The 23,365-nt window shown below is 56.6% G+C and carries 24 protein-coding genes and 1 riboswitch; of the genes, 12 read left to right on the top strand and 12 right to left on the bottom strand.

The features are described 5' to 3' along the window. Positions 1-21: 21 nt before the first annotated feature. Positions 22-477 (bottom strand): carbon-nitrogen hydrolase family protein, encoded by a 456-nt coding sequence (locus NB069_RS10100; protein ID WP_250589219.1) that lies wholly within the window; start codon positions 475-477, stop codon positions 22-24. Between the two features lie 232 nt (positions 478-709). Between NB069_RS10100 and NB069_RS10105 the strand changes: the two genes are divergently transcribed. Both NB069_RS10105 and NB069_RS10110 read left to right on the top strand, forming a co-directional pair. Continuing rightward, positions 710-1,633 (top strand): hypothetical protein, encoded by a 924-nt coding sequence (locus NB069_RS10105; protein WP_250589220.1) that lies wholly within the window; start codon positions 710-712, stop codon positions 1,631-1,633. Between the two features lie 326 nt (positions 1,634-1,959). Then, positions 1,960-2,466 (top strand): hypothetical protein, encoded by a 507-nt coding sequence (locus NB069_RS10110; protein WP_250589221.1) that lies wholly within the window; start codon positions 1,960-1,962, stop codon positions 2,464-2,466. A gap of 12 nt (positions 2,467-2,478) precedes the next feature. Here NB069_RS10110 and NB069_RS10115 read toward each other — a convergent pair whose 3' ends face one another. The 4 genes from NB069_RS10115 to NB069_RS10130 all read right to left on the bottom strand — a co-directional run bounded on the left by NB069_RS10115 (position 2,479) and on the right by NB069_RS10130 (position 7,066). Further along, positions 2,479-3,225 carry an SDR family oxidoreductase gene (locus tag NB069_RS10115; protein ID WP_250589487.1) on the bottom strand — a complete coding sequence of 249 codons (747 nt, stop codon included), beginning with the start codon at positions 3,223-3,225 and terminating at the stop codon, positions 2,479-2,481. A gap of 434 nt (positions 3,226-3,659) precedes the next feature. After that, positions 3,660-3,899 carry a DinI family protein gene (locus NB069_RS10120; RefSeq protein ID WP_250589222.1) on the bottom strand — a complete coding sequence of 80 codons (240 nt, stop codon included), beginning with the start codon at positions 3,897-3,899 and terminating at the stop codon, positions 3,660-3,662. Between the two features lie 82 nt (positions 3,900-3,981). Beyond that, the gene (locus tag NB069_RS10125) at positions 3,982-4,770 is read right to left on the bottom strand and encodes a phosphotransferase (protein WP_250589223.1); all 789 of its coding nucleotides are present in this window, start codon (positions 4,768-4,770) and stop codon (positions 3,982-3,984) included. A 106-nt stretch (positions 4,771-4,876) separates the two neighbouring features. Beyond that, positions 4,877-7,066 carry a TonB-dependent siderophore receptor gene (locus NB069_RS10130; protein ID WP_284677028.1) on the bottom strand — a complete coding sequence of 730 codons (2,190 nt, stop codon included), beginning with the start codon at positions 7,064-7,066 and terminating at the stop codon, positions 4,877-4,879. A 472-nt stretch (positions 7,067-7,538) separates the two neighbouring features. Here NB069_RS10130 and NB069_RS10135 point away from each other — a divergent pair, with 472 nt between their 5' ends. Beyond that, complete coding sequence (locus NB069_RS10135) at positions 7,539-7,964, top strand: NUDIX hydrolase (RefSeq protein ID WP_250589225.1); 426 nt, start codon at positions 7,539-7,541, stop codon at positions 7,962-7,964. A 47-nt stretch (positions 7,965-8,011) separates the two neighbouring features. Here the strand turns inward: NB069_RS10135 and NB069_RS10140 are convergent, their stop codons facing one another. From NB069_RS10140 to NB069_RS10155, 4 genes are all read right to left on the bottom strand, one after another. After that, positions 8,012-9,214: an MFS transporter gene (locus NB069_RS10140; protein WP_250589226.1), complete on the bottom strand. Its 1,203-nt coding sequence runs from the start codon at positions 9,212-9,214 to the stop codon at positions 8,012-8,014. A 43-nt stretch (positions 9,215-9,257) separates the two neighbouring features. After that, complete coding sequence (locus NB069_RS10145) at positions 9,258-10,019, bottom strand: SDR family oxidoreductase (RefSeq protein ID WP_250589227.1); 762 nt, start codon at positions 10,017-10,019, stop codon at positions 9,258-9,260. 50 nt (positions 10,020-10,069) lie between these two features. Next, positions 10,070-10,885, bottom strand: coding sequence for an SDR family NAD(P)-dependent oxidoreductase (locus NB069_RS10150; RefSeq protein WP_250589228.1), 816 nt, complete (start codon positions 10,883-10,885; stop codon positions 10,070-10,072). Positions 10,886-11,040: 155 nt separating this feature from the next. Next, the gene (locus tag NB069_RS10155) at positions 11,041-11,979 is read right to left on the bottom strand and encodes a GlxA family transcriptional regulator (RefSeq protein ID WP_350223414.1); all 939 of its coding nucleotides are present in this window, start codon (positions 11,977-11,979) and stop codon (positions 11,041-11,043) included. A gap of 224 nt (positions 11,980-12,203) precedes the next feature. Between NB069_RS10155 and NB069_RS10160 the strand changes: the two genes are divergently transcribed. Further along, positions 12,204-12,413 (top strand): YdgH/BhsA/McbA-like domain containing protein, encoded by a 210-nt coding sequence (locus NB069_RS10160; protein WP_250589230.1) that lies wholly within the window; start codon positions 12,204-12,206, stop codon positions 12,411-12,413. Positions 12,414-12,448: 35 nt separating this feature from the next. On the opposite strand, the gene NB069_RS10165 is transcribed toward NB069_RS10160, so the two are convergent. Together NB069_RS10165 and NB069_RS10170 are read right to left on the bottom strand one after the other, a co-directional pair. Further along, positions 12,449-13,414, bottom strand: coding sequence for a LysR family transcriptional regulator (locus NB069_RS10165; protein WP_250589231.1), 966 nt, complete (start codon positions 13,412-13,414; stop codon positions 12,449-12,451). Positions 13,415-13,468: 54 nt separating this feature from the next. Next, entirely contained in the window at positions 13,469-14,026 is a 558-nt protein-coding gene (locus tag NB069_RS10170) for a TetR/AcrR family transcriptional regulator (protein WP_250589232.1), read from the bottom strand. Between the two features lie 159 nt (positions 14,027-14,185). Between NB069_RS10170 and NB069_RS10175 the strand changes: the two genes are divergently transcribed. The 4 genes from NB069_RS10175 to NB069_RS10190 all read left to right on the top strand — a co-directional run bounded on the left by NB069_RS10175 (position 14,186) and on the right by NB069_RS10190 (position 18,750). Further along, entirely contained in the window at positions 14,186-15,388 is a 1,203-nt protein-coding gene (locus NB069_RS10175; protein WP_250589233.1) for an MFS transporter, read from the top strand. 72 nt (positions 15,389-15,460) lie between these two features. Then, positions 15,461-16,315, top strand: a complete 855-nt coding sequence (locus NB069_RS10180) for an N-acyl homoserine lactonase family protein (protein ID WP_250589234.1) — start codon at positions 15,461-15,463, stop codon at positions 16,313-16,315. Positions 16,316-16,490: 175 nt separating this feature from the next. Then, a complete protein-coding gene (locus NB069_RS10185; protein WP_250589235.1) occupies positions 16,491-17,492 on the top strand; it encodes a zinc-binding alcohol dehydrogenase family protein in 1,002 nt (333 codons plus the stop codon). Positions 17,493-17,553: 61 nt separating this feature from the next. Beyond that, complete coding sequence (locus NB069_RS10190; RefSeq protein ID WP_250589236.1) at positions 17,554-18,750, top strand: major royal jelly family protein; 1,197 nt, start codon at positions 17,554-17,556, stop codon at positions 18,748-18,750. A gap of 179 nt (positions 18,751-18,929) precedes the next feature. On the opposite strand, the gene NB069_RS10195 is transcribed toward NB069_RS10190, so the two are convergent. After that, a complete protein-coding gene (locus NB069_RS10195; protein ID WP_250589237.1) occupies positions 18,930-19,466 on the bottom strand; it encodes a carboxymuconolactone decarboxylase family protein in 537 nt (178 codons plus the stop codon). A gap of 292 nt (positions 19,467-19,758) precedes the next feature. Between NB069_RS10195 and NB069_RS10200 the strand changes: the two genes are divergently transcribed. The 4 genes from NB069_RS10200 (at position 19,759) to NB069_RS10215 (ending at position 23,362) form a co-directional block, all read left to right on the top strand. Next, on the top strand, positions 19,759-20,349 hold the full coding sequence (locus tag NB069_RS10200) for a DUF4142 domain-containing protein (RefSeq protein ID WP_250589238.1): 591 nt from the start codon (positions 19,759-19,761) through the stop codon (positions 20,347-20,349). A 193-nt stretch (positions 20,350-20,542) separates the two neighbouring features. Continuing rightward, positions 20,543-20,641, top strand: a riboswitch (guanidine-I (ykkC/yxkD leader). Positions 20,642-20,697: 56 nt separating this feature from the next. Then, on the top strand, positions 20,698-21,756 hold the full coding sequence (locus NB069_RS10205) for a putative urea ABC transporter substrate-binding protein (RefSeq protein WP_250589239.1): 1,059 nt from the start codon (positions 20,698-20,700) through the stop codon (positions 21,754-21,756). A gap of 17 nt (positions 21,757-21,773) precedes the next feature. Beyond that, positions 21,774-22,589, top strand: a complete 816-nt coding sequence (locus NB069_RS10210) for an ABC transporter permease (protein WP_250589240.1) — start codon at positions 21,774-21,776, stop codon at positions 22,587-22,589. Continuing rightward, positions 22,586-23,362 carry an ABC transporter ATP-binding protein gene (locus NB069_RS10215; RefSeq protein WP_250589241.1) on the top strand — a complete coding sequence of 259 codons (777 nt, stop codon included), beginning with the start codon at positions 22,586-22,588 and terminating at the stop codon, positions 23,360-23,362. Before NB069_RS10210 ends, NB069_RS10215 begins: the two co-directional genes overlap by 4 nt. Positions 23,363-23,365: the final 3 nt, after the last annotated feature.

Genomic DNA, 23,365 nt, shown 5'->3' on the forward strand with positions numbered 1-23,365 from the left:
GGGCGTTACGTTATGAGCTCGTCATATGGTCCGCTTCTGGCACGGAGCGGACCGTCTGAAGGACTTTAGTTGCACCGTCCGTTCTGCATGCATCGGATGCCCGGCATCTGCGCATATAGCCAGGCCGACATTGAACGTGCGTGCCGTAATAACACACTCCGCTTCCCCGGATAAAAAATAATCCGACTCGCCGGGATGAAGATACATTTTTCGGTAAAAGGAAACAGGTTGCTTCGAAGAGATGACACATGCGCCGATGCCTGGCTTACGGTTTGTGACTTGCAAAGGTGCACCTGCAACAATCGTCATATCATACCGCTCAGCTAAGGTCTGAAGCGGCAGGAGGCAGGTCTTATCGGCGAGAGCCAATCTAAGAGCCATCTCGGGTTCATAACCCGTTAAAGAGAGTTCCGGAAAAATGATGAGGTTAACGCCTGCGGATGCAGCTGTACTAATCAACAATTCGTGATAGCGCATATTCTCTTCAATACAGCCGCGAACCGGAGCAACTGTCCCGCGGCGATCCTCAACCTTTTCTGAAAACTGGCCATTATTATTCCCGCAATGTTCTTAAAATCAGTAGCTAACATACAAAAATAAGCTCCATTCTTCATCTCAAGACTGCATCGAGCTGAAAGGTACGTAATACTTTAATTTCAAAAAGCTTAAAATAAGTTAGATGCATAACATATAAAGCTAAAGGACAGACATGACAGCATATTCAAACATTGATGCGGCAAGGGATTTACGCCCGGCTTTAGACAAGGCGCCCGCTGGCGCTGTAAAGGGTGAATGGTTCTTTATCACCGAACAGGCTGGAGTCTCCTCACAAACCGGAGGCTATATGTATGCCAACGGGAGTCACGCTGCAGACAATTTCTCTTTAAAACGCGTTAGGGAGGTTGTCGAGAAACTCGAAGCATCACAGAGAGAGACCTTTAATAAGGTAATTGTCCGCTGGACAAGGCCTAAAATACCTTTCATGCGGGGTCGCGTTACGGTTGATACAATATTCGATGAGGCAATTGTGCCGCGTGGTCCTCAACATCCAGTTTATGAAGCAGCCGCTGTGGCAAGGCGAGCATTTTGGGAAATGTATGGCGACGTCTCAGAGGGTTTTAGTGTTGAACAAGGCGACGCAAATGTACACAACCAGACAAATTGGTTCGGACCCCATCGCCGTGTGCTCAATACTAAGAGCAACACCAGATTGACGCTGGCCACTGATGGCCTCTCCACGCCCTGGGCCGGCATTGCAGAGCCGGAAAACGGCGTAGGATGCGAACTTTTCATGGAGTTAGATGCTTCGGATATTACCCCCCGCCAGATTGATGACTGGGCGCATCTCCTGATGAGTGTGGGGGATCTCGTTGCCGATGGGTATCAGGTTGCTGCCGATGTTGAAAAATATGGAGCAATCCTGTTTTGCGCTCTTGCAGACGAATATAGCCCAATGACCCGAATCATTCTCAGCCGCGATGCCCGCAGGATCGATAATTTGCCTTTTGGTTCAGTTCCGCTAATTCGTGTTACGCCGATAGCAGAGTCAGAGATTGAACACCTGGACCCACTCGATGAATGGGCATCAAACGTAGCAAGACATGCTCTCGCAGAAAGGCGGATAGAAATATAGTCAATTATCAGATCGTTATTCACACCTTATTATGAGGCAGAGTGAGTTCAGCCAGCGTCCTGAAGGAAGAACAGCCAGCATCAAATGATTTAACCGTTATCCGCCGTGAGCGAGAAGCAGACCAGAAACAGCTCAGCTAATTACGTTATGTAAGTTGATTGTGATGGGGCTGTGCATTGGGTCATGTCTTAAGTTTACAGCCGTCAGGCAGCGGGCGAGCCTGATCCAGGCTTTCTTGCAACCCACTTCAGGCCGTTCATCTATAATGACTATTGCAGTTGAAATTGCACAGGAAGCCGCACCCTGGTCAACGATAAAACTCAAGAATGAACAAAGTTCTGCTTATCCGGGAGATTAAAATGAAATTAATCAGGTTTGTCTATTCCGCTTTGATTGGCGTTGTCGCCAGCTGCCGTTCTATGACGCCGATGGCGGCCCTGGCAGCAGCACGCCTTGCCAGGCGCGACACACCGGGGAGCCTCATGCTGCTGGACCGTCCGTTATTCAAATATGGCGCCTTAGCGATGGGGGCAGGTGAGCTGTATGGCGACAAGATGAAGTCAGCGCCAGACCGCACCGTGTTTCTGGGCTTGTCTGCGCGTGTGGCCAGTGCAGGAATTGCGGGCGCCGCGTTGGCACCCAGGGGAGAAGAAAAAACCGGGGCAGCGATCGCTATCTCCGCCGCTGTGCCACTTGCCTATGCCACACTTGCGGCACGCAAAAAAGCCATAGCAGAAATTGGGCAGACCAGAAGTGGCCTGATTGAAGATACGCTCATCGTCGCTATCGGAGCCGCGGTAGTCTACTTCGCAACACGGCCAAAACGTTATTAAACGTGCTCAGTCTTAAAAGGTTGATCCCGCCAGTTTTTCGCGAGTTGGGCCTTCAAAGTAGATGCTACTGATATGGCAACTACGCGGTTGAGTCAGCACAAATCGAATTGTTTCCCAGACTGAACGCCCATTCAGCAGACGTTCCCCCATCCTGGGTTGGCTATCGACAAGCGCATCCAGCCCTGTCAGTTCGAAATCCGGGGGATATAACCCAGTCACACGTATATTTTCTTCGGACAACTGGTTGGAAATTTTAGTTGTAAACCCGCTAAGCCCATGTTTGCTGGCAAAAAAAGCGGGGTGTGCAATTGAATCTGTAAAATTCGGGATCCCGCATGAAGATATAATTGAGACGATATCCGCGCTTTCTGAACGTCTTAACCCGGGCAGTAATGCCTGAGTCAGCAGAATCGAACCTGTCAGTCCTGAACTGACGGTATTGATGATTTCTGTGTCGGGTTGATCGTCTAACGTTCCTGACAGCCACTGAGCCGCATTGAGGATCAAAATATCTATGGGCTTGTCTGACGTTAACAATTGTGAAGAAAACTGAGAAAGAGATTCAGGCTGGGTCAAATCACAGACGTACCCTTTGGCTATTCCGCCTTCAGACGCGATGATACTGCAAGTTTTTTGAATATCATCAGCTCGCCTCGCGCAAAATTCCACCTCGACGCCTTCTCGCGCCAGCCATACGCTCAGCGCCTGACCCAATCCCGCGCCGCCACCGGTAATCACAGCTCTTTTACCACTCAGCATCTTCATCCATCCTTTCTTAATGACTCTGTGTGGATATAGATATACATGAGGGGAAAAAGTGGCATCTTCCCGTGAGTGCCTTTTTACACGGGGGGGCGAATGCAATGTCTGCGCCTGCATGAAGCGAGTAAGCTGGCCGGGTCGACGGTCCGCTACGAGCGTGGAGCGGAAATGAGCATTTATCAGAGCTTAAAATTCACGACCAACGTTAAAGCGATGCAACGCTCACTGTTTACTAAGGAACTATGAGAAATCCCAATTAAGAACGATAGCGCCACAGTGTTTACATGAGAATTTATAAACGCCCTGATCTCCTCCGGGTACGTATCCGCTCATAAAGCTATCCCAGTCATTCCGACTCTGGTCATATCTTTCCATCCAGATTTGGATAGTGTTTTCATCTGCTCACTCTGATTATGCGCGGCTTTCTGACCTTAATCCGAAACCAGCCACATATCGGCTTCTTCAAACATCTCTTCCAGCATACGGTTCAGCTTTTCCCGATCGCTTTTACTGGCATCGCTGTTCAGGCCGTTTGCCTGCATCGGCTTAACCTTCACCTCGGCATCCGGAAAGATCCGGTGTACGCGCCGGGTTAATTCCTCCAGGATGATCTCCCGGGCATTTGCGAGTCCAGCAACATTTCTTTTATCGTAAACCAGTTCAACGAACATAACAGACCCTATAAATACTGTTTTAATGTACAGCATTTTCACCGGGGTAATGATATCTGTCAAGGTCAAAGGTAGGGCCGCTTCAGAGCATGTTGAGCGTGCTGTCTAACCAGCCGGGAAGATGTTCCTGATACCATTTTTGGTACAGGGGGAATGCGCTTTTTTGGCGTTCATGGAGTAATACAATGACTTCAGTAACGATCCAGGCTTTGGCGATGGCTATTTCCCGCGCCAGTTCATTAACCTTATGGTGGCAGGAGAGGTGGCAGTAGCGTTCAGCAAGGTCCATAAATGCTTGTGTTGTTCCCATCCCCTTTATCAGAGGAGCAAGGTCGATAGCTGGACTTCCTTTGCCAAACCTCTCCCAGTCGAAAAGCACCAACTCACCGTTTTCTCTTCTCCCCCAGTTTCCCGCGTTGCTGTCGCCGGAAACCAGGCTTTGATCGTTAAACAATCCATCACTACACCGCTGAAATCGCCGTAGCTTGCGGGCGCTTTTATCCACCAGGGCCAGCAGCCCGAGCGATTGTTCAAGCGCGATCTCTGTCCATGAGTGGGTGTGGTAGCGCCACGCGGCATTCACCGGATAACGATGCAGGTGTGCCAGCATCGTTAAAACATCATCACTGGCAATGACTGACTGCTCAACCGGGTGAGGAATATACTCCATGCGTAATTTGCGCAGGATGGCATCGGCGGAAAAGAGCCTGGGGGTCGCGATACCTGCCTGATTAAGCTCAGCCGCCGCATCCTGATAAAAGCGAAATTCCACCTCGCCAACGGGACACTTTTCAATAACGGCCTGGCCACTATGACTGACAGTTATCGCTACATTGGCGGCGCCCATTCTGGATATATCCCTTGCAGGCATACCGAATCCTCTCAGCATTAGCGGGTGGGTACTCAGGATCCAGAGTGTAACGTAAACGGGCCGTTGCGCTAAACACTGCCGCCCGCGTTGCAGGCGGCAGCCACTGTCAGAACAGAACCGAGTAGTTCAGGCCGAAGGTACGGCCGCGGCCCTTGTAGGTGTAGAGGTTTTCAGCACCGTAGGTTGGGCTGTAGAGTCCCGGGGCGCGCTGTCCCCACGCGGTGGTGTAGTCTTCATCCAGAATGTTTTCTACGCTGAAGCTCAGCTTGCCCACCGGCAGCAGGTAACTGCCGATGAAGTCAGCGGTGTTGTAGCCCTCGATCTTCTTACCAGCTTCATCAGACAGATCGAATGTCTGGGTGCTTTGCACGCGCAACGTCCAGTCGCCCGGCGCCCAGGTGACCCATGCGCTCATCTTCGACGGGCTGGCGCTGTCGACCGTCAGCTTTTCCCATTTTCCGTCGACGCGGGTTTCCGATTTGATGACGTTGAAGTTGGTACCGGTGCTCCACTCGCTGTCGGTGAAGAAATAGTCGATCTGGCCTTCAACGCCGTAGATGCGGCGCTCGTCATCTTCGACGTTGATGGTCATATCGCTTTTATTGATGTTGATGGTTTTGTCAGAAAGGGAGTAGTACCCGGCAATCTGCGTGCGCAGGTTATCGCCGGTGTAGCGCCAGCCCAGCTCGTAAGCATCAACTTTAATTCCGTCGAGTTTGGAGTCGTTCACGTTCACGCTGTTGACCAGACGATAATGGCCGTTCACCAGCTGGTAGGTGCCTGAGCCGTAATATTTCGCCAGATCCGGGATCTCAAAGCCCTGGGAGAAGTTAAACCACAGCTGCTGGCGTTCGGTCAGATGTCCCAGAATACCGGCGTTAAACAGCAGGTTGTTGTAGTCGGTTTTCCCGCCCGGCACGGCGTCCGCCGAGGTGGCCCGGCCCGTGGCGATAGCCTGCTGCTGGGCATAGCCCACAAAGTCATCGACTTTGTTTTCGGTGTACTGATAGCGCACGCCGCCGCTCAGGGTGATAGCCGAGAAGTCGTAGCTGCTCTGCAGGAACGGCGCGAGGTTGGTGATGCTGTAGCCCGGGTAGCGTCCCACGTTATAGGCGTTATCCAGCTTCATACCGCCGCTGGCCGCGGCCTTGTTGAGGTCGAAAAATTGCTGGTTGGCGTCGAAGGTTTCATGCTCGGCGTCCACACCCCACGTCAGCGTCAACGCATCCAGCGGCTTGCTGTTGATGGTGAGCTTGCCGCCGTAGAAGTCGGTTTTCTGCTGTGATGCGCCGATGCTGGTCACCCGGCCACCGGAAAGCGTAGGGAAGGGGTAGTACGTCAGGCTTTCATCGCGGTAGTAAATCTGCGCGAGCAGATCCTGGCCCCAGAAATCGGTGTTGGAATACTGAAGGTTGATCAGGTGACGTTCGGTGCCGGGAATTCGGTCCGAGTCGAGATTATTTTTGTTGTAGGCGTCGCCAGCCCCTGTTACCGCCGAGAAGTTCTCGCCAAGATAGAGGCCGTGCTTACCGTCGGATTCACTCTTGTAATACTGGGTGGTGAGCTGCAGCTGCTGAGTATCGTCGATATTCAGCGTGCCGGTGCCCATCACGTCCAGACGGTCAGAGTACTGCAGGCCGGTCTGGGTGTTATCAATGATCACCTCGTCGCCGTTGCCGTCGTACCAGCCGCCAAAACGCTGATATGCCACTGACAGACGGCCGGAAGCGTTGTCATTACCCCCGCTGACCGCTGCCGCGACGTTTTCGTCGTTGTCGTTATGGCTGTTGAAGCCGGTTTTCAGGCCGGTCTGGAACTCAACTTCGGTTTCCGGCTGGCCCTTTTTGGTGACGATATTGATCAAGCCGCCGGTACTGCCGCCGCCGTACAGGGAGGTGGCGCCGGAGATAACCTCGATGCGGGCGATATTAAAGGGATCGATAGAATCCAGCTGGCGGCTGTCGCTGCGCGAGGAGTTTAAACGTACGCCGTCGACCATCACCATCATGGATCGACCACGCATGTTCATACCGTAGTTGGTACGTCCCTGGCTGCTGACATCCATGCCGGGAATTAACTGCGCCAGCACCTCTTTAAGCTCTTTGCCGCCCTGAACCTGCTGTTCGATTTCAGCCTGTTCAACGACCCAGGTGGTCTGGGCCATGTCGGCAATGCTGTGGTTGGTACGGCTGGCGGCCACCACCAGCGTGTCATCTTTTTGTACTTCGGCAGAGGCATTGGCGGCTAATGTCATAAATAAACAAGAACTTAGCGCGCGATAACTGTGCGATTTCATTATTATGATCGTCCTGAATTTTCAACGTGCCGGGGACAAAGCGACCCCGTAGCGCAAGAACATCACCGTCAAAGGTGATAGTGATTATCAAGATGATATGAATAATCATTACAAAGTAAACAGCTAGTGTTAAAAATTGTTTCCGCAAAGGCATGATATTCATGGGGTTTTTGATGGATGATACAGATAAGAAAAAACGGGCCGTGAAAGAAAGCCCATGAATACCGGGAAGGGAGAGCGGTTAAAGGTCCAGGGAGGAGTAAGGGGGCGCTCGTCTGTTGGTAACGCTTTATGCCGCCCCCTGATAATGGGGGGGACCTCTCCTCGCGTCAGAAGAGAGCCGAATGTTACCATGGGCCTCGCTTGATTCTCGCCCCTGCGGGTCGCGACAAATCTTGTACGTTTTTGAACACGAATCACTTTTTACAGTCGCCGCCTGTATCCAGGTGGGTGATCCAGAACGGAAATCGCTATGTCTGAACTAAACACTATTCGCATTGCTGCAGCGGTCATCATGGATGAAAAAGGGCGCTTACTCCTTGTCAGGAAAAGAGGCACCCTGTTTTTTATGCAGCCCGGCGGAAAGATTGAGCCAGGAGAAGACGCTCAGTCAGCACTCGTTCGTGAACTCAGGGAAGAGCTGAATATTGAAATCACGCCTGAGGAGCTGACACCGCTTGGCGAATTTACAGATATAGCGGCTAATGAGCCCGGACATCAGCTTCATGCCTGTATGTTCAGAACAGCAAACTGGATTCAGGACGTGCAACCCGCCGCTGAAATTGAGGAGATCCTCTGGTTATCCCCGTCGGATACCACTTCTCATCAACTGGCGCCGCTAACGGCAAACAAAATTGTCCCACGCGTTTGGCCATCGGCACTCCAGACAACCGGTTGAGATCTTTCCCCTCCGTCAACCGGAGGGGAGAGGCGCTGATAGAGGGATCAGGCTTCATTGTTACAGGGCTCCGGGAGCATCACGGGTTTTGTCAGCTTTTCCGACAGCCGCAGGCTGACCAGCGCCAGCAAAATAAAGACCACAGACATGCCGGCCAGCCCGTAAAACCCCGCGAGTGGATAAACCCACGAAGCTACCGCCGAGCCAAAGCCGATGCCGCCAAACATAAAGGCGCTGGTCAGCGCCAGAGCAATGCCGCGATGCCGGACAGAGGAGAGTTCGACGATCCTGCGTTGCTGGCTGGGCCAGAGCAGGTCTGTGGCAAAGGCCCAGACAATGAGCATCACCAGCAATACTCCCACTATTTTTGGCAGCAGGGCAATCAGCGCGGTGTCCACAATCAGCAGAACCATGCCCGTCGTCAGCAGCTTTTCCGAGGTAAAGCGTGCTGCAGAACGGGTGACCCAGAGGTTTCCCAGCACGCCCGCGATGCCCAGTACCGCAAGCGCCGCGGAGACGGCATGCGTCCCGCCGGTGTAGGTATCGCGAATGAGCGGGGCGATGAATGAATAAAAGCTGTAAACACCGGAGGTGATGAAAAACACCACCAGGAATGCCGTCAGGTATTTCCCTTGCGACAGCACGTTAACCATCTCAGTAAGCCGGATGCGGGAACCTGTACTCTCATTGGGTACCGTCAGGAGAATATTCAGCCCGCTCAGCAGGCTGACGACGCCCACCAGAGCAAAAAGCGCCTTTGCTCCCCACAGGCTGGCAATCCACGCGGCGAGGGGAATACCGGCAAGGCTCGCCATTGATACCCCCAGCAGCACCATGCCGATAGCCCGCCCGCGTTGCTCCTCATGCACCAGCTCAGCGCCCAGCGCAACCAGCACCGGGCCAATAAATCCTGCCCCTGCGCCCATCACTATGCGGGAAGCCAGTAGTGCGTCGTAGGCTGGTGACAGCGCAAAAGCGAAGGCGCCAAGGCCAAAAAGCCCGATCCCCGTGAGCACCAGCTGGCGACGGCGCCAGTGGCCAAACATCACCTGTACCAGCGGGGCGGCCAGCGCAAAGGTCAGGCCGAAAATACTCAGTAAGCGTGCGCTCTGTGCATCGGTTAGCTGCCAGGCGGCGGAAATAGCGGGCAGGCTTCCTGCGACAGAGAGAGCACCGGTCGCCTGGACAAAATAAGCGATGCCCAGCGCGCGGAGGGCGCGGCGCTGGGAGGACGTGATGACAGCGTTCATGATTCATCTCCGGCAATACAGGGGCGCGAGGCCCCTGCTGAGGTTACTGAACTGGGATGGGGTTATCCGCGACCGACTGGTTGAACTGGTTCACCAGGGTATGTTCGTTTGCACCCGGGTTATCGCGAACAGGCAGCACGCGGTCGACGATGGCTTCAATGGTGTCGGTACCGAGCTTGTCAAACGTCTCGCTGATAAACGCATCCAGCGGCATGGCGCGCGGGTCACCGCTCTTGTAAATCAGATCCGTATCCACCCACGGCGGAGAGATTTCGATCACCTGCACGCTGGTATCGCGCAGCAGGAAACGCTGTGAAAGGGTGTAGGAGTGAATCGCAGCCTTCGTCGCCGAGTAAAGCGCGTTGGTCGCCAGCGGCAGGAAAGCCAGCACCGAGCTGTTGTTGATCAGCACGGCGTCCGGCTGCTGTTTGAGGTGCTCAATAAACGCCGCGCTGACGCGTACCGGTCCCAGAATGTTGGTGTTCAGCAGCGTAACCGCCTGGGCGTCATCCAGCTCGCCTGCCGCGTTGTCAAACGGCATGATACCGGCGTTATTGATGACCACGTTCAGGGCCGGATAACGCTTAAGCACCTGCTCTGCGGCGGCCTGAATGCTGTCGGCGCGGGTCACGTCCAGCACCACATAATCCATGCCCGGACTGGCGGCGGTAACGTCCTTCAGCAGCGCCTCCCGACGCCCGGAGATGATCACCTGGTTGCCCAGCTGATGGAATTTTTCTGCCATGGCGCGGCCGATGCCAGAGGTGCCGCCAGTGATAAAGATGGTGTTATTGGTCAGTTTCATGGTCTTACTCCTTCACAGAATAGTTATTAAGGTTATGGGGTGAAAAATCGTTAGTGCACGGTTACAGGCTGGTAGCGTTCAGCGGGTGCGTTACTGCCCAGGTGCGGCATCATGGCCTGACGCGCCTGTTCATAGCGCAACCAGAGCATCTCGTCATGCAGTGACGGGATGGTAATGAGTTCGCCGCGAGCAAATCCGATGAGCGCCGCGTCAACCATCTCCTGTGCGCTCATGACGATGTTGGGATCGAGCTGCTCAACCGGCAGACCGCCGTTGTCCCAGAACGCTGTGGCGGTGGCGCCGGGCAGTACGGCCTGTACCTGAATGCCTTTATCGGCCAGCTCGTGATGCAGTGACTGGCTGAACGCCAGGACGTAAGCCTTGCTCCCGCCGTAGACACCGTTTAACAGCTCCGGAGCCACGCTGACGATAGAGGCGATGTTGATGATGGCCCCGCGACCGCGAGCCACCATGCCGGGCACCACTGCGCGGGTCAGGCGGGTCAGGGCGATGACGTTGAGGTTAATCATGGCGGTCATCTGTTCAATGTCGCTCTGCAGCAACGGCGTGTGCGTACCGATACCGGCGTTATTGACCAGCAGGGTGACGCTCGCGTCCTGGCGCAGCTTTTCTTCCAGCATGCTCAACTGGGCGGCATCGGCCAGGTCTGCGGCAACCACTTCCACGCTGCGGCCGCTGTCGGTGGTGATCTGTTTCGCCAGTTCATTCAGGCGATGGTGATTGCGCGCCACAATGATGAGGTCATACCCCATGCGTGCCAGACGGCCTGCATAAAGTGCGCCCATGCCGGTAGAGGCGCCGGTGATGACGGCAGTGCCGCGGTCGGGGTGTGATTGCTGCGTCATGTTGTTCACCTTGTCAGTTATTGGGTTGGTGAATACATAGTACGCAGTCAGGTGCCGGCGCGGCTGACGAGAAAGGTCGTGATTTCGGACATCATGATGGCCGGGGACCGGTCATCATGAGTGGAGAGGGAGAGGAGCCAGAAAAAAGAGGACGGTCAGGCTTTACCGGTGCGCAGTGACTGGGGCGGGATGCCGTAACCACGGATGAAGACCTCACGCATATGGCGGCGATCGCGGAAGCCGGACTCACGGGCAATGACCTCCATCGACAGCTTGCTCTGCTCGATCAGCAGCCGGGCATTTTCCAGCCGCAGTCCCTCTATCGCTTTGGCTGGCGACTTACCCGTTTCAGTGCGGAACAGGCGGCTGAGCTGCCGCGCGCTGACGTGGACCGCATCCGCAATGCTCTCGATGGTCAGGGGTTTGCTGAGGTTGTTGCGCGCATACTCCAGGGCTGACTGCAGGCGGTCGCTGCGAGGGGAGAGCATCAGCATCTCAGAGTGCTGCGTCTGCCCGCCGGAGCGTCGGTGGTGCATAACCAGCAGGTGTGCCACGGAGCGGGCCACTTCGGCACCGAGATCTTTCTCAACCATGCCCAGCGCCATATCCAGTCCGGCGGTAAGACCCGCGGATGTCCAGATTGCATCGTCAATAATAAAGATACGATCTTCTTCTACCCGGGTGGTGGGATGCAGGGCCTTGAGGCTCTGCGCATGCACCCAGTGGGTAGTGGCGCGACGGTCAGATAACAGGCCCGCCTGACCCAGCACAAAGGCTCCGGTACAGATCCCTGCCACCCGTCGCGCCCGGGGCGCGTGCGTCTGCAGAAAATCAACAATGCCCGGCGAAGCGGGCAGCTCCAGCGGCGTCAACACGCCCGCAACCAGCCAGGTATCGATCTCCATATTTGCAGCAACAGGCTGGCTGTCAACGCCAAAGCCGTAAGAGGTTTTCACCGAGCCGCCGTGCTCTGAATAAACGTGACAGTCGTAGAAAGGTTCGCCAGCCACCTGATTTGCAAACTCAAAGATACTTAGCGTGGACAACCCCAGAATCTGAAAATGATCGGAAATCAGTAAGCCTACCCGGTGCATCATTGTCTCCTTAATATTGCTGTGCCCAGTACCCGGCTGCGGACAGCCCGGACGTCACCACAGCGCTAAAAATTATCTTCACATCCAGAGTGAAAGTCTTTGCTGCAACCCGATCTGTTTCATCTGAACGCAGAAGCCTATTATTCATTTCACGCAAGGCAGATAGCTCATGCATCGCTTTGAAAATCATGAATATTCTATTAATACTGCATAAGGTACATAGTATGAAAATTGTAAAATCCGTTCTGATGATTGCCGCTCTGTCAGCCGTTTCATTTGGCAGCTTTGCCCAGAGCATTACGGCCACCGCGACCACCCTGGATGATGCGGAAGCGCAAATTGCCCGCCAGGCGCAGCAGGCGGGGGCAGAATATAAAATCACCGAAAGCTATAACGGCAATCAGGTTCATATGACCGCAACGCTGTCAAAATAAGCCCGGAAAGGCCATTTCAATGAAATGGCCTTTTGTTATGCGCTCTGGTTTGCGGGCTGCGCCTCCTGAGCACCTGGCAAAAAAGCAGGGTGAGTGTGCATCAGCGCCGTGACAGCTTTGAGTTGTTCACGCAACTGCGTATGCAGCTCGCGTATCGCAGGGGAGAACTGTTTACGGTGAGGGCAGATAAGATTAAGCGGTACCCCTTCCCCGGGCTGTTCCGGCAGCAGCACCTCAAGCCGCCCTGCCAGGACGTCCGCGCTGACATCGATCCATGATTTATACGCAATCCCCATCCCCGCCACGGCCCAGCGACGGGTAAGATCCGCATCGTCACACAGCATCCGGCTGCTCACGGTCAACTGGCGTCTGACGCCATTCTCCGGGAAAGTCCATTTGTCATAAACGTGGCCGTTGAGGGTAAAAAGCAGACAGTGATGCAGAACCAGATCGTCAAGCTGACGGGGGCGGCCATGCTTATTCAGATAGGAGGGAGAGGCGACCAGCACGCGCCTGTTATCTTCAGCCAGAGGCAGGGCAACGTAGCTGCTGTTTTCCAGTACGCCGTAGCGGATAGCCACGTCCACCGGATCGCGAAACACATCGCTGACGTTATCGGACATGAAGATACGCAGCGATACACCGGGATGCTTCTCACAGAACGCGGTGATCACCGGCAGTAAAACGTTGCGCCCGAGATCTGACGGAACGGAAATTTTTAGCTCACCCTGGATTTCATTCTCACTGCCCTGGAGCCGTTCACTACCCGCCTGCAGGATATTCAGCATCTCCTGGGCATAGGGCAGCCAGGCTTCGCCTTCGGCGGTGAGACGAAGGCTGCGGGTTGAGCGTGCAAACAGCCGTTTATTCAGATCCCGCTCAAGGCGATTAACCGCGGCGCTGACCTGGCCGGGGAGAATATCGGCTTCACGGGCCGCGCTGGAAAAACTGCCCAGCGCGGCGGAACGGACGAACAAGGTAACATCTTCAAGACGTATCATGCAGGCTCCAGAGTACGAAAGGTTTGCAGTTCCACGCTGACAGCGGGCTTATCGTTAGCGGCCAGGCTTAAGAAATGTCAGCAGACGCGTCACCCGCTGCCGCCAGGCCTTTTTGTCGAGGGCATCGTTCGCCTCAAGGCAGGCTTCAGCCAGGGTAGACCAGATAATGTCAGCCATCACGTCGCGGTTCTCTCCGGCCTCTTCATCAGGAATGTTCAGCCCTATCTGCGCCACGACCGTGCTGCGGAAGTTGCGCACAATGGTCAGTGCTTCGGCAGGGAGATCCCCCACCTCGCGGGAAGAGTTAACCAGAAAACAGCCGTCAAAGGCGGGGTTGTTGAAGGGCGCGGCCAGCAGGAAGGCTTCAATGTTGTCCCAGCCATGCGGTTGTTTTTGCAGCAAAAACTGGGCCGGGGCGCGACTGACATAATGTTCCAGCGCGCTTACGAACAGCCGTTCTTTACTGCAGAAGGCGGCGTACAGGCTTGAGCGGTTAACATCCGTGGCTTCCTCCAGCTGCCCGAGGCTGGTGCCCGCCAGTCCACTTTTCCAGAAGACCGGGATGGCCCTATCCAGGACATCTTCATTACTTATCTTTTTGGGTCTGGCCATCAGCCACCTCCATTTTAAACCAATCGTTTTAATATGCGCGCTGAGCGTCAAAAAAGCCAGAGCATCGAAAATAAGAAACTGATCAGTTTAAAATACCTTGCTATTTGAGAAGAAGTGCGGCTAGTTTTAAAACGAACAGTTTAAAACTAAGGTTGCCCGATGAAATCACCCCTCAAGTCTGCCCGGTTCGCTTTCTGGATCAGCGCCGCCGTTGTGGCACACACGCTGTGGACGAGCGCGGCGCCCTCCATGATCTATCCACTCTACGCCGCGCAGTGGAAGCTGACGATGACGGTGCTGGCGGTTATCTTTGGCCTCTATCCGCTGAGCGTGGTTCTGACCATGCTGCTGTCGGCTGGGCTGTCCGACAGGGTGGGGCGAAAGCGGGTCATGCTGGCGGGCCTGGCCAGCTCCGCCGCAGGCGTACTGTTGTTTGCCGTGGCCGGTGAGGTCTCTACCCTGATGGCGGGCAGAGTGATGATGGGGATCGGGGTCGGGCTATCAGCCGGTCCTTCCGCCGCGGCCCTCGTTGACTATGCCGGTAAGGGTGGCGCAGGCCGCGCCGCCTCGGTCACCCTCGGTGCTCAGTCGGTGGGTTTCGCCGGTGCGCTGCTGCTTGCGGGGGCGCTGGTCACCTGGGCACCAGCGCCCACACGCCTGAGCTTTTACGTTCTCTTCGTGCTGCTGCTTCTGCTTTTCCTGCTTTGCCTGTTTATTTCCTCCGATCGGCCATCCGGTTCAAGCCGCCTGCTGGCGCGCCCTCAGGTTCCGCGCTACCTGCGCCGCAGCTTTATCTATGCCGCACTGGCGATTATGGGCGCTTATACCCACGGGGTGATGATCGCCTCTCTTGGTGCCCAGGTTGCCCGCAGCCTGATTGGCTCCCCGGACGCGTGGGTAAACAGTCTGGCGCTGGCGCTGTTTCCGGCGGCGCTCGGCATCGCTGGTGGCCTCGCCAGAAAGATTGAAGCCCGGCGGGCGATCGTAACGGGATCCGCGCTATCCGTGATGGGTATGGCGTGCCTTTGCGTATCCGTATCCACTCACAGCCTGGCCTGTTTTGTCGGCGCCTCACTGGTGTCGGGGGCCGGATACGCCTTTATGACCTTTGGCGGGCTGGCGATGATTGCGCAGGAAGCCCGGCGCGAAGATCGGGGAAATGCCATGTCCATGCTGTTTGTCTTTGCTTATCTCTTTACCGGCGGGCTGGCTATCGCCCTGGGTAAAACCGCCACCAGCCTCAACCTTTCAACTGCCGTTTACGCCGGCGCACTCATTCTCACCGCTGTCTGTCTGGGACTGATTGTTCAGGGCCTGTATCAGCGGCGCTCCCGGCATCCGCTTTCCGTTAACGATGCCTGAACTCTGTTTTATTCCCGCAGCGCGCAACGATGGTGCGCTGCGACAACCTTTAAATGAAATCTGGAGAACGCCATGGCTTTAAAAATTTACCCCCTGAACCTCGGTAATATCACGCTGGACAAGTCGGGGCTGGTCTTATTCCAGGATGCCGGGATCAAAACCACTATTCCAACGCTCTCGTTTTTGATCACCGGCGGAGAATATCCTGTGCTGGTGGATTCCGGATCGCGTTCCACCGAATATTACAGCCAGTTTGGCTTTGAAGCGGAACAGACGCGGGAAATGACGCTGGAGTGGAATCTCGCCCGGCATGGCCTGACGCCTGCGGATATCCGCTACGTTATTCATACCCACGCCCACGTTGACCATGCCGGCGGCGACCACCTTTTCCCTATGACCACTACGGTCAGCCTCTCCCGCCGTGAGCTCGCTTTTGCCGCGTCCGGTATTATGGGGCCGGCCATGTATGCCCTTGAGGATACGCGGCATCAGCTCGACAGGCTGTATACGCGGGGGGCGCTGCGCCTGTTTGACGTGGACGGCAGCTTTGAAGAAGAGGTGATCCCGGGCGTGACGGTGCGTCTCAGCGGGGGTCATACGCCAGGCTCCATTTCCGTTCTGGTGGAGACGGAAGAAGGGCTGGCAAACATCTGCGGAGACGTGGTTTATAACCTGGAAGGCAGCCTCATCGATCCTTTCCTCGACAGCCTTAACCCCGGAGAGCCTACCATCACCGGTAACCGGGCCATGTCCACGCTGGAGGAGAAAACGGCGATCAAGAAAGCGCTATCCGGCGTGCGGTTTATCCTCCCCAGCCATGACCTGCCCGCGCTGGTGCAGGGCGGACGGGTAACCGGACTTCTGCACAACGCCATTTCAAATCCGCAAGCTCGCGTCAGCGATATTTCAGCCTATACCCTTCTGTAGCTTCCTTCGGGCCTGCGGGCCCGCTTTCTGCCCAGCGCTGCCCGGATTTTCACTCCCCGAGTGAAAGTGCTGATGCCCACACCCCGTTTTTCTGCGTCAGTGGCTTCCGTACTCTGCACTTAACGCGCCGGAACCCCGGCCGCCATATCACCTCTTAATGAACCGGGAACAGACTATGAAAGCGATTGTTTATACCCAGCACGGGCTACCCATCACCGACCCCCGTTCGCTCTTTGAGACCGAACTGCCAAAACCCCAGCCGGGCGGCCATGACCTGCTGGTGAAGATCCGGGCCATCTCCGTTAACCCGGCAGACACCAAAGTGCGCGCCAGTTCACCCGTCACCCAGCCGCGCATTCTCGGCTGGGATGCGGTAGGCGTGGTCGAAGCCATCGGCAATGACGTCACGCTGTTCAGACCCGGCGATGAAGTGTACTACGCGGGCGCCATTAACCGCCCGGGCTCCTATGCAGAATACGGCCTGGTGGATGAACGTATCGCGGCCCGCAAACCGGCTTCCCTGAGTGATGCCGGGGCGGCCGCACTACCGCTTACCTCACTCACCGCCTGGGAACTGCTGTTTGACCGTCTGGAGGTCAGGGAAGGGGATGGCGATGCGATCCTTATCATCGGTGCTGGCGGGGGCGTCGGCTCGGTTCTTACTCAGCTGGCCAGCAGGCTGACCGGCCTGCGCGTTATCGGTACCGCCTCTCGCGCGGAGACGGCGGAATGGGTACGTGAGCTCGGCGCCCATGACGTGATCGACCATTCCCGCCCGCTGCTGGAGGGCCTGCGTGAAATTGGCCTCTCCTCCGTGCGTTATGTCGCAAGCCTGACGCAGACCGATAAACACTATCAGCAGATCGTGGAAGTCCTGGCGCCCCAGGGTCGTCTGGCGGTGATTGACGACCCGGATTCGCTCGATGCGGTTCCGCTAAAACGTAAAGCCGCTTCCCTCCACTGGGAACTGATGTTTACCCGCTCGCTGTTCCAGACCCCGGACATGATCCGCCAGCACGAGATTCTGGAGAGCGTGCGCAAGCTGATCGAGGAGGGCACCCTGCGCACCACGAAAGGGGAGCATTACGGAAAAATCAGCGCGGAAAATCTCCGCCGGGCCCATGCTTTTATCGAAAGCGGGCGGGCGCGCGGAAAAATTGTTCTGGAAGGTTTCTGATTTCCCTGCCGGTCAGGCAACAGGCTGGCCGGCTCACTCAATATCTCAGGAAGATGCAAAGATGAAAAAAACGATGATGAAAACGGCGTTAGCGCTGTCTGTCGCTCTGGTGACAGGCAGCACCGCCCTCAATGCTCTGGCGGCGGAAGCCCGGGCGCTGCCTGCTCTCAGCGAGTTGGCTCAGGATCGCGCAATCGGCAAACCCGAAGTGGTGGCGACGTTTAGCGGTGCCATGCCGACCGGGGTCACCGTCAGCGAAACGGGCCGTATTTTCGTGAATTTCCCGCGCTGGGGTGACGACGTGCCCTTTACCGTGGCCGAGGTAAAAGGTAACCGACTGATACCGTACCCGGACGCCGCGATAAATACCCCGGACAATGCCGCTGCCCGCACGCATCTGCTGAGCGTGCAGAGCGTAGTGGCCGATGGCCGGGGCAGGGTCTGGATACTGGACACCGCCGCGCCGGGCTTTTCCACACCGGTGGCGGGCGGCGCCAAGCTTGTCGCGGTTAACCTGAAAACCAATCAGGTGGAGAAAACGGTTGTTTTCCCGGCTGACGTCATTAAGCCCGCCACCTACGTCAACGATATGCGTTTTGATTTTCGCATCGGGAAAGCCGGCGTAGCGTACGTGACCGACTCCTCGCTGTCCGGTACCGGGGCTATCATCGTTATTGACCTGGACAGCGGCAAAGCGCTTCGCCGTCTGGAAGGGGACCGCACAACGTCACCCGAAGCTGGTTTTTCACCTGTCGTAGAGGGCGAGAAGCTGTTGCAGCGCCACCCGGACGGCACGACCGCGCCGTTCAGCGTGGCCTCCGACGGCATTGCTATCTCGCCGGACGGTAAAACCCTCTATTACAGTCCGCTGTCGGGGCGTCACCTGTATGCCGTGTCCACGGCGCTGCTTCGCGATCCGAACGTCACCGAGGCTCAGCTCTCCGCGTCCGTGAAGGATCTGGGAGAAAAAGGGGCGTCAGATGGTCTTGAAAGCGATGCGGAAGGTACGGTCTATGCGGGTGACTATGAGCGTAACGCTATCCGTAAGCTGCCGGCAGGCGGGGCGTGGACAACCATCGCCCACGGCCCGGAAATCCTCTGGCCGGATACGCTGTCGGTGGGGCCGGATGGTTATCTCTACTTCACTACCAACCAGTTAAACCGCCAGCCCGGTTTCCACGGCGGTAAAGATCTGCGTCAGAAGCCTTACGCCCTGTTACGCATCAAGATCAATGCCGCACCTGCACCAACGCACTAAATCCCTTCACCTCAGGGGCCTTGCGCCCCTGCCATCACGTTCAGCCAACGTTCCCGGCGGGGTAAAAGCCTTTTGCCGTCCCATAAAGAAGGGCCCGACGCTTTACGCACCGGGCCCGTTAAACAGTAAAATTTCGCAGGAGAGGCGGTTGCTCTCCTGCGTCTCTGTCCTAAAGAAAATCAGCTCACTTTGGGAAAATCGACAACGGTGTCGTTCACGCGGTTGACCATATTGGTAAACAGGATGGCGCTAACGGCACCGATAGTTTCCACGACCTGCTGGTCGCTGAATCCCGCCTGACGGAAGGTCTCGACATGCTCAGCCGCCACGGTACCGCGGGATGAAACCAGGTACTGAACGAACTTCACCAGCGCATCAATGTGCGCATCATCGCTGAAGCGGGCTTCGCGTAATTCACGCGTCTGATCGTCACTGTATCCGGCCTTTTTTGCCATCAGCGTATGTGCCGCCAGGCAGTAGTCACAGCCAGACTCTTCGCTCACCGCAAGATTAATGGCTTCCAGCTCGCGTGCGCTGAGGCTTCCCTTATGCAGTGCGGCGTTCAGCTGCAGCATCTGACCCAGAATCTCCGGGGACTGCGTGCCGATGGTCAGATAGGCGTTCGGCACTTTACCCATGCTGCCTTTGATAGCGCTGAACAGCTGCGCGGTTTTACCGGTGGCTTCGCCTTCGGTGATGGTATGTAAACGGCTCATCATTTGCTCCTGATTTCATTGAGGTAATAGTCAGGTGACGGAACGTGAATTGTTTTGTCACGCTGGGTTCAGCAGCACAATACTGCGCCAGCAGAAGAGGAAAAAGTGACCAGCCGAATTAAGACTTTCTCTCGAAGAGGTAAAATGGGGGGATGCTGCGGTAAAGATTCCCATTCAATCAGGGGGAGAAGAATGATCCCCTATACTGACAACTGCGGTTGTCATTGATACAGGAGGCGACGCGCGGTTAATGACCTGACACTACCCTACCTATGACTTTCAGGAGAACACTATGCAAAAGCGTAACACCTTTAAAATGCTGCTGACCGCATCGGCAGTAGCCGCAATGTTCTGCACCGTCGGCGTACAGGCGCAGACGACGAGCTCCGCGCAGTCCAGCGCCGCAAAACCGTCCGCTTCGGGCGAAAAGCTCAGCTCTGGTGATGAAAAAGCGTTAAAGGATATGGCCCAGGCCAATATCAATGAAGTTGCCGCCGGGAAGCTTGCGCTGAGTAAGGCCGAGAGCAGCGATGTCAAAGCCTTCGCCCAGAAGATGGTTGACGACCACGGTAGCGCCCTGACCAAAGTCCAGGCGGTCGCGGAGAAAAAAGGCGTGACGCTGCCGACGGAGCCAGACGCTAAGCATAAGGCGATGGCCGATAAGCTGGAGAAAGCGAGCGGCGCCGAATTCGACAAGATGTATATGGAGAACGCCGGCACTAAAGATCATGAGATGGTGCTGTCTAAACTGAAAAGTGATGCCAAAAACATCAAGGATGCAGATGTGATGGCCCTGGCCGACGCACACACCCCGGTGGTGGAGCAGCACCTCAAGTCAGCCGAGCAGATGACGATGAATTCAGACAAGAAAGAGAACAAGTAATCCGGTTGTTCGGCGGGCGCGGAATAGCCAGCGCCCGCCAGGCACCATCACAGTGCACTATCTTCGTTCCCCCTCACCAAAACGGTGATAACCCCTCGCCTGAAAATTCCAGGCTACTGATAATCCTGATAAAAAATTCCTGGCACATCCTTTGCTTTAACAAAAGTGAAAGGGCAGTGCACCACACAATCTGAAAATAGCTGGCTAGGGTTCCGGTTCACGTAAGTGAATGGCTGGTCCAAGAGCTGGCGACCTCTGAGAGGTTACACGGCGGGACAAAAGCCCGGGAGACAGCAGCACCCACGGTGTCGCGCTGCCCCCTAATTTTGTGCCACTCAGAGGTCAAGCATGAAGAAAACGCCATTACTCCGCACCCTTGTACTGTCGCTGGCGATGCTGGTCAGTCTCCCCACCTTTGCCGCCGTCAAAAAAGAGTTCAACGTCTGCTGGACCATCTACGCCGGGTGGATGCCCTGGGGCACTATCAGCACCAGTAAAATCATCGATAAATGGGCCGACAAATACGGCATCAAAATCAACGTCGTACAGCTCAACGACTACATCGAATCCATCAACCAGTACACCGCCGGCCAGTTTGACGGCTGCACCATGACCAACATGGATGCACTCACCATTCCCGCGGCGGGCGGGGTGGACACCACGGCGCTGATCCTCGGCAGCTACTCGGAAGGCAACGACGGGGTGGTGATGAAAGGCGAGGGCAAAACCCTCTCCGACCTGAAAGGGATGAAAATCTACCTGCCGGAGCTGTCGGTATCCCACTATCTGCTGGTGCGCGGGCTGGAGAAGGCCGGGCTGGCGGAGAAAGACGTCACCGTGGTCAACACCTCCGACGCGGACATCGTCTCCGCCTTCGGCACCGACGGCGTGCAGGCCGCCGTGGCCTGGAACCCGCAGCTGTCGGTGATTAAAGCCACGCCGAAAACCACCGAAGTGTTCAGCTCCTCGCAGGTGCCGGGGGAGTTGATCGACATGATGGTGGTCAACAGCGAAACCCTGAAGGATAACCCGGCGCTGGGCAAAGCGCTCACCGGGGCATGGTACGAGATGATGGGCCTGATGAAAGCCCAGGACGCCAGCGCCCTGAATGCGATGGCGGCGGCGTCGGGCACCGATCTGGCGGGCTACCAGGCCCAGCTGAAAACCACCCATCTGTTCTACACCCCGCAGGACAACCTGGCCTTTGTGACCTCGCCGGAGCTGGCAAAAACCATGCAGCGCGTGGCGGCATTCTCCTTTGATAAGGGGCTGCTGGGCGAGGGGGCGCAGAGCGCCGATTTTATCGGCATGAGCTTCCCCGGCAACCTGACCCAGGGGGATGCTGGCAACGTGAAGCTGCGCTTTGACGACAGCTTCGTGAAAATGGCCGCCGCGGGCCAGCTGTGATGAGTGACGGAGTCTCCATGCGACAGATTAATCGCCATCCCACCTCAGGCATGCGGCTGATGCTGGTGATGCTGCCGTTTGTCCTCCTGCTGGCCGCTTACTTCTTCGGCTCAGCGGTGCGGCTGGATGCCAATCCGCATGACAAGCTGCTGCCCGGCCTGCAGCAGATGCTGGATGCCGTCTCCCGGATGGCATTCACTCCGGACAAGCGCAGCGGCGAGTATCTGTTCTGGGTTGACACCCTGGTGAGCCTCGCCCGGCTGCTGGTGGGGCTGGCGATCGCCTCCCTTATCGGTCTGTGCATCGGCATCACCGCCGGGGTGTTTCCGATGTGGCGTGCGTCCCTTTCGCCGCTGATGACGGTGCTGTCGATGATCCCGCCCCTGGCGATCCTGCCGGTGCTGTTTATCGTCTTCGGTCTGGACGAGCTGTCGAAAATCATGCTGATTGTTATCGGCATCACGCCGATGCTGGCCCGGGATCTGGAGCACCGCGCCTGCGAAATCCCGCCGGAAATCCTGATTAAGGCCCAGACGCTGGGGGCCAACAGCTGGACGCTGGTGCTGCGGGTGGTGCTTCCGCAGCTGCTGTCGCGCCTGCTCACCTCCCTGCGCCTGCTGCTGGGGTCGGCGTGGTTATTCCTTATCTCGGCTGAGGCCATCTCGTCCACCGCCGGGCTCGGATACCGCATATTCCTTGTGCGCCGCTATATGGCGATGGACGTCATCATCCCGTATGTCCTGTGGATCACCCTGCTGGCCTGGCTGATGGATCTGGCCCTGCGCCGGCTGCACAAGCGCTGTTTCCCGTGGGCGGAAGGAGGCAAAGCATGAGTTTTATCACTATCGACAATATCTGGCAGGAGTACGGCGACCACGTGGTGCTGGAGCGCCTGAACCTGCAGATCAAAGAGGGCGAGTTCTGCTCGATGGTCGGCGCGTCCGGCTGCGGGAAATCGACCTTTCTGCGCCTGCTGCTTGGTCAGGAGCGGCCCAGCCGGGGCGTCATCACCCTCGACGGCAAGCCGCTGGTCGCCGAGCCGGACAGCCGCCGGGGCGTAGTGTTCCAGCGCTACTCCGTCTTTCCGCATCTCAGCGTGCTGGATAACGTAGCCATCGGCCTCGAACTGCCGCAATCCCCGCTGCTCGGAAGACTCTTTGGCGCGAAAAAACGCGCTGCCCGGGCGCAGGCGGCAGAGATGCTGGAGAAGGTCGGCCTCGGTCATGCCCTGGATAAATACCCGGCCCAGCTCTCGGGCGGCATGCAGCAGCGCCTGGCCATTGCCCAGGCCTTCATCATGCAGCCGCGGGTGTTGCTGCTTGACGAGCCCTTTGGCGCGCTCGACCCGGGCATCCGCAAGGATATGCATGGGCTGCTGCTGAAGCTGTGGGGCGAAACCCGCATGACGGTCTTTATGGTCACCCACGATCTCTCCGAAGGCTTTAACCTCGGCACCCGCCTGCTGGTGTTCGACAAGGTGCGCCTCGATCCCCAGGCCCCGAACGCCTACGGGGCGCGCATTACCTACGACATTCCGCTCAACGAGACGCGACTCTCCACCCTGAGCGGGACGGTTTCCAATAACGTTTATGCATTGAGAGGGTAAACC

The organism is Leclercia adecarboxylata, from assembly GCF_023639785.1.
Lineage (GTDB): Bacteria > Pseudomonadota > Gammaproteobacteria > Enterobacterales > Enterobacteriaceae > Enterobacter > Enterobacter adecarboxylatus_D.